The following is a 15,401-nucleotide window of genomic DNA, read 5'->3' on the forward strand; positions in this document are numbered from 1 at the left end:
TTTTTAATGATTTTATAGGATTTTAAAAGTGTATTGCTGTCAGAATAAACAGAAAGAAAGTAAGTTGATGCTGCTTGATTATCTAAAGAAATAGTGGTTATATTCGCATTTATACTTTGTTTTTCAACTTGCTTTCCAGTGATATCGTATAGTGAAAAATAAAAATTTTCAAAGTTTTTTTCGTCAAATTGTAAAGTAACAAAACGTGTAGTAGGATTTGGGTACAATAGTAAATTGATGTTACTAACTGGATTTTCAATTGAAAGTTCAAAAATTTCCAATGGTTGTTGATTTCCAAAATTTAAACTACCATCAACTCCATTTATCTCAATATAATCAATTTGACCAACGGAATAAGAGATTGTTGCTCCATTATTGGAAATGCCAATTCCACCGCTTGCAACAATATTTGACTGACAATAACTAAAGGATGATGTACCAATAATTAAAAAGAGTAAAAGTGTTTTCATAACTTTGATTTAACCTCAAAATTAACACTTTAATTTAATTCTCATTGAAACTATCGTTAAACGACGAATATAATTGTTGACTAAACAAAAATCCCAAACTCTTTTGGAATTTGGGATTTGTATTTTGGTTAATTTTAAAAATTATAGCTCCAATGCTTTTTTAGCATTTCCATTCATTAAATGTTCTACTGGATTTTCTAATGCTTCTTTCACAGCAACCAAGAAACCAACCGACTCACGTCCGTCAATAATTCTGTGGTCATAAGAAAGTGCAACATACATTACTGGTGCAATAACGATTTGTCCATTTTTTACGATAGCTCTATCAACCACATTGTGCATTCCTAAAATTCCAGATTGTGGCGGATTGATGATTGGTGTTGATAACATACTTCCAAAAACACCACCATTAGAAATAGTAAATGTTCCGCCAGTCATTTCATCAACTGTAATTTGTCCATCGCGAGCGCGCAAAGCCAAACGCTTAATTTCAGCTTCAACACCACGGAATGATAATGTTTCTGCATTTCTCATTACAGGAACCATCAAACCTTTTGGTCCAGAAACAGCAACTGAAATATCACAGAAATCATAAGAAATTTTCTCTTGACCGTCAATCATTGAGTTAACATCTGGATACAATTGTAATGCACGAGTTACGGCTTTAGTAAAGAAAGACATAAAACCTAGGCCTAAACCATGTTTGGCTTTAAATTCTTCTTTATATTGTTCGCGTAAAGCATAAATTGCTGTCATGTCAACTTCATTAAAAGTAGTTAACATAGCGGTTTCATTTTTAGCAGAAACCAATCTTTCGGCTACTTTACGACGCAACATTGATAATTTTGTTCTTTCAGAACCACGATTTCCGCCAGTTGGTGTTCCCATTGATGGAACAGCGTTTACGGCATCATCTTTAGTTATTCTTCCACCTTTTCCGGTGCCAACAATGTCGGTTGGTTGGATATTTTTCTCGTCTAATATTTTTCTCGCTGCTGGAGATGGCGCTTGAGTAGCATATGTTTTTTCTGCAACTGGAGCAGCTTTTGGTGCTTCAACCTTTTTCTCTTCTACTTTTGCTTCTGCAACAGGTGCTGCTTCTGGTGCATCACCGCTTGGTTTTGCTGCCGATGTGTCGATTAGACAAACCACAGCGCCAACAGCAACTGCATCACCTTCTTCTGCTTTTAGCGTAATAATTCCGCTTGCTTCAGCTGGTAATTCAAGTGTAGCTTTGTCAGAATCAACTTCGGCAATGGCTTGATCTTTTTCTACATAATCGCCATCTTTTACTAACCATGTTGCGATTTCTACTTCTTTTATCGATTCGCCTGGTGAAGGCACTTTCATTTCTAAAATCATTCTTTTATAATTTTATAAGTGTGTTATTATCTAAATAAATTTTTATCAAAAACCATTCTGATGGCATCAGCATGACGTCTTCTATCTCTAGTGTGACTTCCTGCTGCTGGTGCTGCATATGCTTTTAACGAAGCTAATCTCCATTTTACTAAATCGAAATTCATTAACATGAAACTGTATGCTCCCATATTTTTTGGCTCTTCTTGTGCCCAAACAAAATCGTCAGCGTTTGGATAAGAAGCTATTATTTCTTTTAATTGCTCGGTTGGCAATGGAAATAATTGCTCAATACGAACCAAAGCTACATCATTTCTGCCTAAGTTTTCTCTTTCTGCTAAAATATCATAATAGAATTTTCCGGTAACGAAAACCAATGTTTTGACTTTTTTCTTGTCAACAGAATTATCATCTATTGTTTCTTGGAATTGACCATTTGCTAGTTCATCAACGGTTGATACACACAGTGGATGACGTAATAAACTTTTTGGAGAAAATACTACCAATGGTTTACGGAATTTGGTTTTCATTTGTCTTCTCAACAAGTGGAAGAAATTGGCTGGCGTTGTACAATCGGCTACATACATATTATGACGTGCGCAAAGTTGTAAATAACGTTCCATTCTTGCTGATGAATGTTCAGCACCTTGACCTTCGTATCCGTGAGGCAATAAAAGAACAATTCCGTTTTGGTTGTTCCATTTGTCTTCACCACACGAAATGTATTGGTCAATCATGATTTGTGCACCGTTTGAGAAATCGCCAAATTGTGCTTCCCAAATGGTTAATGTGTTTGGATTGGCTAAGGCATAACCATAATCAAATCCTAAAACACCATATTCTGAAAGGAAGGAGTTGAATACATTGAACTTTCCTTTTTTATCTTTTAAAGTATTTAGTAAAACTACTTCTTCTTCGCTGTCTTCTACTTTTACAACGGCATGACGATGCGAAAAAGTTCCTCTCTCTACGTCTTGTCCTGAAACACGAATGTCGTAACCTTCAGTTAAAAGTGAACCATAAGCTAATGTTTCGGCTGTTCCCCAATCCAAGGCATTATTATCGTACATTGTTTTTCTATCGGAAACAATTTTTGAAATTTTGCTGATGAATTTTTTATCCGATGGTAAAGTCGAAACGGTTTCGATGATTGCATCTAATTTTTTTCTGTCGAATTTTGTATCTACTTTTTTCAACATTTCGTCATCAGAAACTTGAACAAATCCTTTCCATTCGTCTTGTAAAAACGGAGTGATGATGGTTTTATCTTTCTTGCGTGATGCTTGTAGATTTTCATCAAGATTTGCTTTGTAATCGTTTTCAATTTTAGTGATATAAGCAGCATCAACAATTCCGTCTGTAATTAATTTTTCAGCATAAATATCTCTTGGATTTTTATGACGTGCAATGATTTTGTATAAAACGGGTTGTGTGAAACGAGGTTCGTCACCTTCGTTATGACCATATTTTCTATAACCTAATAAATCAATAAATACATCGCGTCCAAACTGCATACGGAAATCTAAAGCGAATAGCATAGCATGAACTACAGCTTCGGTATCATCAGCATTTACATGAAGTACTGGCGATAAAGTCACTTTAGCAATATCGGTACAATATGTTGATGAACGAGCATCAAGATAATTGGTTGTAAACCCAACTTGGTTGTTAATTACAATATGAATTGTACCACCTGTTTTGTATCCGTCCAATTGCGCCATTTGGATAATTTCATACACAATTCCTTGTCCAGCAACGGCAGCATCACCGTGAACGGCAATGGGAAGTGCTTTTGAAAAATCTTCAGGGAAATATTTGTCTTGTTTTGCACGAGTAATTCCTTCAATTACAGCTCCAACAGTTTCCAAATGCGATGGATTTGGTGCTAAATTGATGTTGATTTTTTTACCCGATTTTGTTTTTCTTTCAGAAGTTAAACCTAAATGGTATTTAACATCGCCGTCAAAATATTCTTTGTCGTAATCTTTTCCGTCAAATTCAGAGAAAATATCTTGAGTAGCTTTTCCAAAAATATTTGCTAACGTATTTAAACGACCACGATGTGCCATTCCCATAACAAAATGTTCCACACCTTTTTCGGCAGCAGCTTCAATCACAGCATCCAAAGCCGGAATTAAACTTTCGCCACCTTCAAGCGAGAAACGTTTTTGTCCCACATATTTCGTATGAAGGAAATTTTCAAAAGAAACGGCTTCGTTTAGTTTTCCTAAAATGTGTTTCTTTTGCTCTGCATTGAAATTAGGTTGATTGTCATTGGCATTAATTCTATCTTGAACCCAGTTTACAAAAATTGGGTTTTCCATATGCATGTATTCGATACCAATATGCTGGCAATACATGTTTTGAAGATGAACTAGAATTTGACGTAAAGTGGTAGGTTGTTTTCCGATTACTTTTGCAGCATCAAAAACAGTATCTAAATCGGCAGAAGTTAAGCCGAAATTTTCAATATCTAAATTTGGAAAATAAGCTCTTCTTTCACGAACCGGATTGGTTTTGGTAAACAAATGTCCACGAGTTCTATAACCATCGATTAATCGAAGAACGTTAAATTCTTTTTGTAATTTGCCCGAAACCAAGCTGCAATCTTGACCATCAGTTTCAGTTTTTGAGATTTGTGCCAATACTTGCTCTTCGGAAAAAGTTTCCATACCGAAGTCAAACCCTTGGAAAAAAGCTCTCCAACTTGGTTCTACGCTATCGGGATTTTGAGTATATTGTTCGTATAAATCGGCAAAAAATTGAGTGTGTGCTGCGTTTAAAAAGGAAAACCTATCCATAATTTCTAGTTAATACACTGTTTGTTAAAAAATAGTTTTGCAAAAGTATACTATTTGTAATAATCTTTCAATGATTTTAGTATATTTATAACGCTAATTAAATATATATTAAAGTATGAAAATGAATAATGTTCAAAGTTTTTCAAAAGCACTATCGATAATTGCAGTTTTATTGTTTTTCAACTCTGGATTTTCACAAGAAGCAAGTCAGCAAAACCCCGAAAATAATTTTTGGAAAAATGTTCAATTTGGTGGTGGATTAGGTTTAGGTTTTGGAAGCGGTTATACCGATATTACCATTGCTCCAACGGCTATTTATAACTTTAATGAATATTTTTCACTTGGAACCGGAGTTCAATACAGTTATTTGAGACAAAAAGGTTTTTTCAAAAGCAATAACTATGGCGGAAGCATTATTGGACTTTTCAATCCGATTCCCGAAGCACAATTATCGGTAGAATTAGAACAACTCCGAGTTAATCTTACGTATGAAAATATTGATGTAACCGAAAATTTTTGGAACACAGCACTATTTCTTGGCGCAGGTTATCGAATGGAAAACGTTACGATTGGCGCACGTTACAATGTTTTATTCGACAAAGATAAAAATGTATATGGCGAAGCTTTTATGCCGTTTGTTAGGGTTTTCTTTTAATATTTAGTCCTAAACCAAACCTTCATCCATTCTCGTTTTAGAATTAAAAATGAAATTTGCTCAGCGAGTTCAACCGTATCTGAACCGTCGAGTTGTTTCATGTTTTCTTCGGGAACATCAATAATATAAAGTAAGTTGAGTAATTCAGCATATTTGTACTGAATTAAGCGATAAATTTTCTCGTGAAGTTGAATTTTCAATTCTTCGGGCGAAGTACTTTTTGGAAAATCAATCGCTTCATTGGCAAAATTGAAATCTTTATTGATTTGTTCAATCAGTTTATCGTATAGATTTTCTTTTTCGGCTTCCGAAAGTAAAAGATCAGTATTTATTGGTGCTACAAACATATTCAAATTCAAATTTCAATTACAAATTTCAACTTCAATTACAAATTTCAAAATAATATCAATTTAAAGTATTGTAATTGATTTTTGAGATTGATTTTTGAAGTTGCTTTACACATTTCGGTTCATTAATTTTTCGCCAAACGCTTTTAAAATCATTTTTTTATCACTTGAAATATTCATTTTTTCTAAAGTTTCAAAGGCAGAAAAAGTAAAATCTTGTATGGCTTTTTGCGTGGCTTCGCTCGCGCCGGTTTGGTTGAAAATATTTTTTACTGAATTAATTTTATCAGTATTATCATTCGGTTGAATAGAAAACAAATGCAACAATTGTTCTTTTTCTTCTGGTTGTGCAAATTCAATCGCTTTTAGGTACAAATAGGTTTTTTTATTCTCAATAATATCGCCACCAACTTGTTTTCCAAAGGTTTCTGGATTGCCAAAAGCATCTAAGTAGTCGTCTTGCAATTGAAAAGCAATGCCTAAATTCAAACCAAAATCATAAATTAAATTTTTATTTTCTTCGGAAGTTTCAGCAACGATTGCACCCATTTTCATGGCAGCACCAACCAAAACTGCCGTTTTAAATTCAATCATTTTCAGATATTCGGGAATAGTAACATCAACACGCGTTTCAAAATCCACATCATATTGTTGTCCTTCGCAAACTTCCAAAGCTGTTTTGCTGAATAATTTGGCTAATTCCTGAAAAATTTTGGGTTCATAATCTTCAAAAAACTGATAGGCTAAAATCAACATTGCATCGCCAGAAAGTATTCCAGTATTGATATCCCATTTTTCGTGAACGGTTTCATTTCCTCTTCGCAACGGCGCATCATCCATAATGTCATCATGTATCAACGAAAAGTTATGAAAAACTTCAACTGCAGTTGCTGCCGATAATGCTTTTGTATAATCTGCATCAAAAATTTCGGCTGCCATCAATGTTAAAACCGGGCGAAGTCTTTTTCCGCCAAGCGATAATATATATTGTATGGGCTCATAGAGATTTTTTGGTTCTTTATTTAAAGCAAGTAACGCAAAATGGGATGAGATTTTTTCTTGATAATTTGAAATGGACTGCATGAAAAATATTTTTGGCTAATTTACTTCTTTCTTATCGTATTTTAAAATGTTAAAATTTTGTTAATATTATGGAAACTTTTTTAGTGTTATTAGTTTCCAGTTTACTTTTGTATCAAAATTTTAACAACCTTCCAATGACTGCTACTTTTTTAAGTGTAAATGCTGACGAATCGGATCTTTTATTAAGAGCTCGACTTAGCGTGCTAACTTTTTTGGCTAATTCTATCGAAAAATTAGAAGCCACTTTGACAATAAATAATAGCGAAATGATTGATGCTTCATTAGACCTTTTATTTGATGCTGATAAAGACACAGGAACGATAAAACATTTAAGCGAACCACAAAAAACCAACAGTTTTTTGGAAATTAATCAACAGCATTATATTCGTTTTAAATCGATTTCTTTTGAAAAAGTAAACCCAGAAATCAACTTTTTGAAAGGAAATTTAACAATAAATGACATTACCAAAACCATTGAACTTGACGTTAAAATTGTTTCAATGGAAATGCAAAGTGAATTGCCAAAAGTAGTGGTTGAATTTTCAGGAAAAATTAATCGTCATGATTTTGACCTTAACATGAATACTGAAGTAGATTACAAAGGTTCTAACTCAAATCAGTTTATAGATTTGGTTGCCAACTTTGTTTATACAACAGCTTAACAATTAAATAAAAAAAACTATGAAAAAGCAAATAGTCATTATCGGTGGTGGATTTGCCGGATTAAATTTTGCAAAAACAATTTCAAATAACTCCGATTTTGAAATTACACTAGTAGATAAAGTAAACTACAATTTTTTTCCTCCATTATTATATCAAGTTGCAACAGGTTTTTTAGAAATATCTTCAATAAGTTATCCGTTTAGAAAAATGCTTTCGGGTTCTAGAATTCGATTTTGGATGGGCGAATTACAAGAAATTGTTTCCAATGAAAACAAAATTATTCTCAATAACGGCGAGTTAAATTTTGACTATTTAGTTATTGCTACTGGAACTACAACCAATTATTTTGGGATGGAAAACGTGAAGAAAAACGCCATTCCAATGAAAACATTGGAAGATGCGTTGAACATGAGAAATAGTATGTTGCAAAGAATAGAAGTCGCTTCAAATTCAAAAAATCTTCAGCAACAAGAAGAGTTGATGACGATTGTTGTTGCTGGCGGTGGACCAACTGGCGTGGAACTTTCGGGAATGTTTGCCGAAATGAGCAAAACTATCATCCATAAAGAATATCCAGAACTTTCGCATGTAAAAAACGCCAAAATCTATTTGGTTGATGGCGGACCGGCTTTGCTTGCACCGATGAGTAAAAATTCTCAGGAAGAAACGTTGAAGCAAATTAAAAAATTAGGCGTTGAGGTACAACTTAACAAACAAGTGGTTGATTATGATGGTCAAACCGTTAGTTTTAAAGATGGTTCAACGATACGAACTCGAAATTTAATTTGGGCTGCAGGTGTAACGGCAATGCGTTTTAAAGGATTGTCAGACGAAATGTTTGGAAGAAGTAATCGTTTATTAGTTGACGAGTTCAATAAAGTTGTCGGAACAGAAAATATTTATGCTATTGGCGATACCGCTTTTATGGAAACTGACAAAAAATTCCCGAATGGTCATCCGCAAGTAGCACAACCTGCAATGCAACAAGGAAAAAATCTAGCCAAAAACTTGATTTTAGCTTTAGCTAATAAACCTCAAAAACCATTTCAATACTATGATAAAGGTTCAATGGCAATTATTGGACGAAATAAAGCTGTTGTTGATTTGCCAAAACCAAAAGTTCATTTCAAAGGATTTCTTGCTTGGATGGCTTGGTTATTTGTCCACTTGATGTCTTTATCGATGCCACGAAATAAAGTTAATACACTATATCATTGGGCATTAGCTTATTTTTCTAAGAATTCATCACTGCGAATGATTATTCGTCCAGAGAGAAAAAATTAATCAAATTAATTAGATGTTAAATTTACGTTAATACTTTGGAAACTATTTTAGTGTTAAAAGTTTCCATTATACATTTGCAAGCGAAAATTAAGCGAAAATGAAAGAGAAAATTATTAAAAAGGCAACGGATATGTTTTTGAAACTTGGTTTCAAGAGCGTTACTATGGATGATATTGCCAACGAAATGTGTATTTCTAAAAAAACGATTTATAAATATTTCAGCAACAAAGAAAAATTGATTGAAGAAGGAACAGAAGTTGTTCACCAAAAAATTCATGATTTGATGGATGAAATTGTTGCAAAAAATTTTAACGCCATTGAAGAAAACTTTCAAATGCGTGAAATGTTCAAAAAAATGTTTCAATCTTTTGATCAATCTCCAGCATATCAACTAAAAAAACATTATCCTGAGATTTATGAGAAAATGATGTGTAATGAAATAGAAGATTGTAGTCAAATGTTTCGACAAAATATTGAAAAAGGAATTACACAAGGTTTGTACAGAAAAGAAACCGATGTTGAGGCAGCAGTAAAATTTTACTACACACTTATTTTTTCTATAAATGAAAACACCATGATGGAAAAAGATGCCTACGAACTTGAACTAAAAGCTCTTGAATATCATACAAGAGCTCTCGCAACCGAAAAAGGAATTAAAGAACTCGAAAATCAATTATTTAAATCAAATATATAATCATCAATGAAAAACAAATTAATACTAACTTTTCTTTTGTTTGTAGGTATTTTACAAGCTCAAGAACAAAAGCAAAACTATTCATTTAGTTTACAGCAAGCTATTGAACATGCCATTCAAAACAATTATTCGGCAATTCGAGCTTCAAAAGACATCGATGCAGCTAAACAGAAAAAATGGGAAACAACTGCTGCAGGTTTACCACAAATTAATGCAAGTGTTGATTATCAAAACAATTTTGAACTACAAAAATCAGTAGTTCCAGCGGAATTTTTTGGTGGAAATCCAGGTGAATTTACCGAAGTAGCTTTTGGAACAAGACACAACATGGTTGCCAATGGAAGATTGAGCCAACTTATTTTTGATGGTTCATACATCGTAGCATTACAAGCTTCAAAAACCTATTTGAAGTATTATGAAAACGCTAAGCAAAAAAACAGTACCGAAATTCGCGAAATGGTCATCAATGCATATGGAAATGTACTTTTAGCAGAAGAAAGCATTGCCATTCTTGAAAAAAATAAAGCAACTTTATCTAAAACCCTTTTTGATACTGAAGAAACCTATAAAAATGGTTTAATCGAAGAAGAAAATGTTGAGCAACTTCAAATTACGTTGGCAACCATCAATAGTAACTTGAATAACACGAAACGCTTGCTGGATGTAGCCACAAAAATGTTGAAATATGCTTTAGGAATTTCCTTAGATGCCGATTTAAAATTGACCGATAAACTAGATAATTTGTCTATGTCAAATATGGATATTGCTTTAAATTCAAATGGATTTACAGTAGCAGAAAATATTGATTTTCAAATGATTAAAAATCTTGAGGAGCAACGTTCATTAGAATTAAAATTGCAAAAAAGTAAAGCGTTACCATCGTTAGCAGCTAATGTGAACTTTGGTTATAATGCTTTCAACGACCAGTTTGCTTTTTTTACTCAAAACCAAAAATGGTTGAATTATTCCAACTTAGGAGTAAGTTTAAATGTACCTATTTTTAGCAGTTTTGGTCGAAAAGCCAAAACACAACAAGCCAAAATTGCTTTAGACCAAGCTAAAATTCAGTTGACAGAAGTCGAGCAACAATTGCAACTTCAATATGAAAAAGCCAAAAGTGATTTTGAATTCAGTATTGAAGAATATGCAACAGCAAAAAGCAATTTGAATTTAGCTGAACGTATTGAAAAAAAGCAACAAATAAAATTCACTGAAGGTTTATCGTCCAGTTTTGATTTTAGCGAAGCCCAAAGACAATTGTATTCGGCTCAACAAAATTATTTACAATCAATGGTGAACATCATCAATAAAAAAGCCACTTTAGAAAAGATAATTAATAAAAACTAACCTAAAATATAATGAAAAAAATAATATTACTTTCCGTTTTATCACTCATGCTTTTCGCTTGTGGAAAAGGTGAAAAAGAACAATCAATCGATAGTTTAATAAGTTCAAAAAATGTAAAAGCACTTCAGGAAAAAAAAGTTGCTTTGCAAGCTGAAATTGCTACCATTGAAGAAGCATTAGCTACTTTGGATGTAAAAGTAGATGAAGCTCTTGTTGGCGTTACAACTGTAAAAGATACCGTTTTCAATCACTATCTTGAAGTGCAAGGAAATGTTGATACCAAAGAAAATATAGTTATTCAACCGGAATATAGCGGAACATTAACTTCGTTAACCGTTAAAGCTGGACAACGTGTTTCAAAAGGTCAAATCCTTGGGCGTGTTGACGATGCAGGAATGAGCCAACAATTAGCAAGTGCCGAAAATCAATATCAATTGGCAAAAACAACTTACGAAAGACAAAAAAATCTTTGGGACAAAAAAATTGGTTCTGAAATTCAATATTTACAAGCACAAACCCAAATGGTTTCGGCTCAAAAAGCAGTTTCACAAATCAAAGCTCAATTGTCTAAAACCGTAATTCGTGCTCCATTTTCTGGAACAATTGATGAGGTTTTTGTAGAAAAAGGCGAAGTTGTAGCTCCAAGCGCACAAGGTTTGATGCGAATTGTGAATTTAGGAAATATGTATGTGTCAACTACAATTCCTGAAAGCTATATAGGAAAACTGAAAATTGGTGACCAAGTAGATGTTTTTCTAACTTCTTTAGGTAAAACTTACAAAGGAAAAGTACGTCAAGTGGGAAGTTTTATCAATCCAAACAATAGAAGTTTTGGCATTGAAGTAAGTGTTCCAAATCCAGAAAATTTGTTACGTCCAAATCAAGTAGCAAAACTAAAAATCATTGACTATGTTAGTAAAGATGCTATTGTGGTTCCAACTGGAGTAATCCAAGAAGACGCTAATCATGATCAATTTGTTTTTGTAGTTGACGGAAGTAATGGTAAAACAGGAAAAGCTAAAAAAGTATTAGTAAAAACTGGAAAATCATCTGATAATGTAACTGAAATTTTAAGCGGATTATCGGTTAATGATGTAATCGTAACGGATGGTGTTAATAACATTTCAGAAGGAATGAAATTGAATTTCTAAAAACAGTAGTCAGTTATCAGTTCTCTGTTACATACAGACAACCGATAACCGGCAACCGATAACTAAAAACAAATATATGAGTCACCAAAATAAAGAATTCGGTATATCGAGTTGGGCTGTAGATAACAGAGTTACTGTTTACATCTTCACCTTTCTTATTGTTGTTACAGGATTAATTGCCTATGTAACGATGCCACGTGAGGATTTCCCTGAAATCATCGAAAATAAAATTTACATATCGTCTGTATTTCCTGGAAATTCAGCTGAGGATGTTGAGAAATTAATTATCAAACCACTTGAAAAGGAGTTTAAAAACATTAGTGGAATTGAAAAAATTACTGCTAGTGCTTTTCAAGATTATGGGATGATTATCGCTGAATTCTCGGATAAAGTATCTGTTGAACAAGCGAAAGTAAAAATCAAAGACAAAGTCGATGTTGTAAAAGCCGATACCGATTGGCCTAATCTTGACAACGGAAGTAAAGTTGAGCCAAGTGTTTTCGACTTAAACATTTCGGAAGAAGTGCCGATTTTGAATATCAACTTAAAAGGAAATTACACGACACAACAGCTTAAAAAGTACGGAGAAAAACTAGAAGACGACATCGAGGAAATTCCCGAAGTAAAACAAGTTGATATTTTAGGTGTTGATGATAAAGAGGTAGAAATTGCGGTTGATATTTTCAAAATGACGGCAGCTCAAGTTTCTTTTGACGACATTCAAAATGCTGTGAAGTATGAGAACATGACGCTTTCGGGAGGAAATTTAACGTCTCAAGGTTCAAGAAACAACATCAGAATTGTTGGAGAAATTAAAGATCCAAAAGAACTAGAAAATGTTATTGTAAAATCTTTCGGAGGAACAGTTTATTTAAAAGATATTGCTACAGTTTCGTTCAAAGAAAAAGAAAAAACTACCTATGCTCGCGAAAAAGGAAAAGAAGTAGTGATGCTCAACGTGAAAAAACGTTCGGGACAAAACATGATTTCTGCCATTGAGCAAGTGAAGGAAAAAATCAAATTGGCTCAAGAAACTTATTTGCCAAAAGATTTAAAACTAGACTTAACAAACGATCAATCTTCACGAGTTGAACACCAAGTTGATGAATTGTCCAACCACATTATTTTTGGTATTATCCTAGTAATGATTGTGTTGATGTTCACCATGGGATTGCGAAATTCATTATTCGTTGGAGCGGCAATTCCACTTTCGATGTTGATGGCGTTTAGTATTCTTTCGGCATTCGGAATGACGTTGAACACTATGGTTTTGTTCGGATTAGTAATGGGATTAGGAATGCTTGTGGATGACGGAATTGTGGTAGTCGACAATGTATTTGCCAATATGCAAAAAGGAATGTCGCGCGTTCAAGCTTCAAAAATTGGTATTGGCGAAATCGCTTGGCCAGTAATTTCATCAACCGCAACAACCTTGATGGCGTTTCTACCGTTTGCACTTTGGCCTGGAACAATGGGTAAATTCATGATTTATTTCCCAGTAACACTTTCGGTAACTCTTGGAGCATCTTTATTTGTGGCGATGATTATCAATGCTGCAATGACTGGTGGTTCGATGGATATTGAAGATAGAAATGTTACTAAAAAATCAGCCAAAATGTATTCTATCATTTTTGGAATAATTGCTATCATTTTTGTCATCATTGGAAACGTAAACGATTCGAAAGCAGCTAGAGGAATTGGTCACTTAGCCTTGATTTCATTGGGGTTAATGTGGCTTTATAAATGGAAATTATACCAATGGACACAAGATTTCCAACATGGTTTTTTTCCAAAAATGGAAGAAAAATACAAACGCTTCTTAACCAAAATATTAACAGGTAGAAATGCTTGGTATGCTTTAGTAGGTATCATTGGAATGTTGTTCTTATCCTTTATTCTGCTTGGAGTTTTCCCAAGAAAAGTATTGTTCTTCCCTGATAATATTCCAAATCAAGCCATTGTTTACATCGAATATCCACAAGGAACCGATATTGAAAAAACGAATAAGGCAACCTTATTTGTAGAAAAGCAAGTTATCGCTATTTTGGAAAAATATGTAGACGATAAAAATAAAGAGGAAAACTACATCGCAGAAAGTATCGTTTCGCAAGTTGGCGTTGGTGCTGGAAATCCAAATGTAGATGCTGGTTCCGCTTCTGAAACGCCTTTTAAAGGAAAAGTAACGGTAAGTTTTACTGAATTTAAGCTTCGAAGAGGTGTAAATACTTCTGATATTTTGGAAGAAATCCGCGGAAAAGTAAAAGGAATTGCTGGAGCAACTGTTACCGTTGAAAAAGATGCAAATGGTCCGCCAGCAGGTTATCCAATCAGTGTTCAGTTAACTGGAACGGATTACGATCAAATGATTAAAGAAGCTGATAAAATGATTGGTTTTATCAATGCTAAAAACATTCCTGGTATTGAACGATTAAGCGTTGATGTAAATAAGCAAAGTCCTGAATTGGAAGTACTTGTAGATAGAGTAAATGCAGGAAGTGTTGGTGTTTCTACAGGTCAATTAGGATTTAATCTTCGTCGTTCGGTTTATGGTCAAGAAATTTCGACTTATAAAGAAGGTGATGACGATTACAACATCATTGTGAGAATGCAAGAAGACCAACGAAAAAATGAAAACATTTTGTTCAATCAATCGTTGACTTTTAGAAATCAAAACAATGGTCAGATGATGCAAGTGCCGATTTCGGCAGTTTCTGAAACGCAAAAAACGACAACGTATAACCAAATCAAAAGAAAGAATTACAAACGTATTATGACCGTTTATTCTAACGTGATTACAGGTTATAATGCTGATGAAATTACCAAGCAAATTGCATCTGAATTAAAAGGATACGAATTGCCAAAAGGAATTACATATTCGTTTTCAGGAGTTCAAGAAGAACAAGGGAAAAACCAAAGTTTCTTGTTGTATGCTTTATTCTTAGCAATGGCAGGAATTACCATCATCATCGTGTTGCAGTTCAACTCGATTTCAAAAACTGTGGTGATTTTGTTTACGGTATTGTTGAGCTTTAGTGGTGTTTTCTATGGATATGTCATTGCCAATATGGATTTCGTAATCTTAATGACGATGATGGGAATTATTTCACTCGCCGGAATTGTCGTGAAAAATGGTATCGTTTTGATGGATTTCTTCGTATTGCTTCTAGACCAAAAAGTGAGAGAGAAAAATGTAAAAAGTCACGATGATTTAACTATTGATGAAATCAAAGACATCATTGTTGAAAGTGGTAAAAACCGTTTACGTCCAGTATTGTTAACCGCTTTAACTGCTGTTTTAGGATTAATTCCTCTAGCAATTGGTCTAAACTTTGACTTCTTTGGTTTAGTAACCGATTTAAATCCGCACTTATATATTGGTGGTGACAACGTAATATTTTGGGGACCATTGGCTTGGACTATTATTTTTGGATTGACTTATGCAACTATTCTAACTTTAGTAATGGTTCCAGTAATGTTCTTCCTAGTAAAAAGAACCAAATATTTCCTTCGCGATAGAAGAGAAAAACGAAAAGCGATTGAAGCTTAA

Annotated in this window: 12 protein-coding genes; 7 read left to right on the plus strand and 5 right to left on the minus strand. The window is 33.7% G+C overall.

Annotated features, from left to right (window positions below):
• The 3 genes from IAI56_RS00005 to IAI56_RS00015 all read right to left on the minus strand — a co-directional run.
• The coding region (locus tag IAI56_RS00005; RefSeq protein WP_187655894.1) for a T9SS type A sorting domain-containing protein at window positions 1–470 on the minus strand (470 nt) is incomplete at its 3' end.
• Between the two features lie 141 nt (window positions 471–611).
• Window positions 612–1,832, minus strand: coding sequence for a 2-oxoglutarate dehydrogenase complex dihydrolipoyllysine-residue succinyltransferase (gene odhB / locus IAI56_RS00010; protein WP_187655895.1), 1,221 nt, complete (start codon window positions 1,830–1,832; stop codon window positions 612–614).
• 26 nt (window positions 1,833–1,858) lie between these two features.
• Entirely contained in the window at window positions 1,859–4,630 is a 2,772-nt protein-coding gene (locus tag IAI56_RS00015) for a 2-oxoglutarate dehydrogenase E1 component (RefSeq protein ID WP_187655896.1), read from the minus strand.
• A gap of 121 nt (window positions 4,631–4,751) precedes the next feature.
• Here IAI56_RS00015 and IAI56_RS00020 point away from each other — a divergent pair, with 121 nt between their 5' ends.
• A complete protein-coding gene (locus IAI56_RS00020; RefSeq protein ID WP_187655897.1) occupies window positions 4,752–5,285 on the plus strand; it encodes a hypothetical protein in 534 nt (177 codons plus the stop codon).
• Here the strand turns inward: IAI56_RS00020 and IAI56_RS00025 are convergent.
• Together IAI56_RS00025 and IAI56_RS00030 are read right to left on the minus strand one after the other, a co-directional pair.
• A complete protein-coding gene (locus IAI56_RS00025) occupies window positions 5,282–5,632 on the minus strand; it encodes a hypothetical protein (protein ID WP_187655898.1) in 351 nt (116 codons plus the stop codon). The genes IAI56_RS00020 and IAI56_RS00025 overlap by 4 nt on opposite strands.
• Window positions 5,633–5,740: 108 nt before the next feature.
• A complete protein-coding gene (locus IAI56_RS00030; RefSeq protein WP_187655899.1) occupies window positions 5,741–6,715 on the minus strand; it encodes a polyprenyl synthetase family protein in 975 nt (324 codons plus the stop codon).
• Between the two features lie 68 nt (window positions 6,716–6,783).
• On the opposite strand from IAI56_RS00030, the gene IAI56_RS00035 reads away from it, so the two are divergent.
• The 6 genes from IAI56_RS00035 (at window position 6,784) to IAI56_RS00060 (ending at window position 15,401) form a co-directional block, all read left to right on the plus strand.
• Entirely contained in the window at window positions 6,784–7,377 is a 594-nt protein-coding gene (locus IAI56_RS00035) for a YceI family protein (protein WP_187655900.1), read from the plus strand.
• A gap of 19 nt (window positions 7,378–7,396) precedes the next feature.
• Complete coding sequence (locus IAI56_RS00040) at window positions 7,397–8,662, plus strand: NAD(P)/FAD-dependent oxidoreductase (RefSeq protein WP_187655901.1); 1,266 nt, start codon at window positions 7,397–7,399, stop codon at window positions 8,660–8,662.
• A gap of 97 nt (window positions 8,663–8,759) precedes the next feature.
• A complete protein-coding gene (locus tag IAI56_RS00045; protein WP_187655902.1) occupies window positions 8,760–9,356 on the plus strand; it encodes a TetR/AcrR family transcriptional regulator in 597 nt (198 codons plus the stop codon).
• A 6-nt stretch (window positions 9,357–9,362) separates the two neighbouring features.
• Window positions 9,363–10,703 (plus strand): TolC family protein, encoded by a 1,341-nt coding sequence (locus IAI56_RS00050; protein WP_187655903.1) that lies wholly within the window; start codon window positions 9,363–9,365, stop codon window positions 10,701–10,703.
• 11 nt (window positions 10,704–10,714) lie between these two features.
• A complete protein-coding gene (locus IAI56_RS00055) occupies window positions 10,715–11,854 on the plus strand; it encodes an efflux RND transporter periplasmic adaptor subunit (RefSeq protein WP_187655904.1) in 1,140 nt (379 codons plus the stop codon).
• 76 nt (window positions 11,855–11,930) lie between these two features.
• Window positions 11,931–15,401: an efflux RND transporter permease subunit gene (locus tag IAI56_RS00060; RefSeq protein ID WP_187655905.1), complete on the plus strand. Its 3,471-nt coding sequence runs from the start codon at window positions 11,931–11,933 to the stop codon at window positions 15,399–15,401.

Origin of the sequence: Flavobacterium macrobrachii (assembly GCF_014486675.1) — a bacterium.
In the GTDB taxonomy this organism is placed as follows: domain Bacteria; phylum Bacteroidota; class Bacteroidia; order Flavobacteriales; family Flavobacteriaceae; genus Flavobacterium; species Flavobacterium macrobrachii.

Coding starts and splice junctions, on each gene's coding strand:
- odhB (WP_187655895.1), bottom strand. CDS start 1,832: ATGATTTTAGAAATGAAAGTGCCTTCACCAGGCGAATCGATAAAAGAA.
- IAI56_RS00015 (WP_187655896.1), bottom strand. CDS start 4,630: ATGGATAGGTTTTCCTTTTTAAACGCAGCACACACTCAATTTTTTGCC.
- IAI56_RS00020 (WP_187655897.1), top strand. CDS start 4,752: ATGAATAATGTTCAAAGTTTTTCAAAAGCACTATCGATAATTGCAGTT.
- IAI56_RS00025 (WP_187655898.1), bottom strand. CDS start 5,632: ATGTTTGTAGCACCAATAAATACTGATCTTTTACTTTCGGAAGCCGAA.
- IAI56_RS00030 (WP_187655899.1), bottom strand. CDS start 6,715: ATGCAGTCCATTTCAAATTATCAAGAAAAAATCTCATCCCATTTTGCG.
- IAI56_RS00035 (WP_187655900.1), top strand. CDS start 6,784: ATGGAAACTTTTTTAGTGTTATTAGTTTCCAGTTTACTTTTGTATCAA.
- IAI56_RS00040 (WP_187655901.1), top strand. CDS start 7,397: ATGAAAAAGCAAATAGTCATTATCGGTGGTGGATTTGCCGGATTAAAT.
- IAI56_RS00045 (WP_187655902.1), top strand. CDS start 8,760: ATGAAAGAGAAAATTATTAAAAAGGCAACGGATATGTTTTTGAAACTT.
- IAI56_RS00050 (WP_187655903.1), top strand. CDS start 9,363: ATGAAAAACAAATTAATACTAACTTTTCTTTTGTTTGTAGGTATTTTA.
- IAI56_RS00055 (WP_187655904.1), top strand. CDS start 10,715: ATGAAAAAAATAATATTACTTTCCGTTTTATCACTCATGCTTTTCGCT.
- IAI56_RS00060 (WP_187655905.1), top strand. CDS start 11,931: ATGAGTCACCAAAATAAAGAATTCGGTATATCGAGTTGGGCTGTAGAT.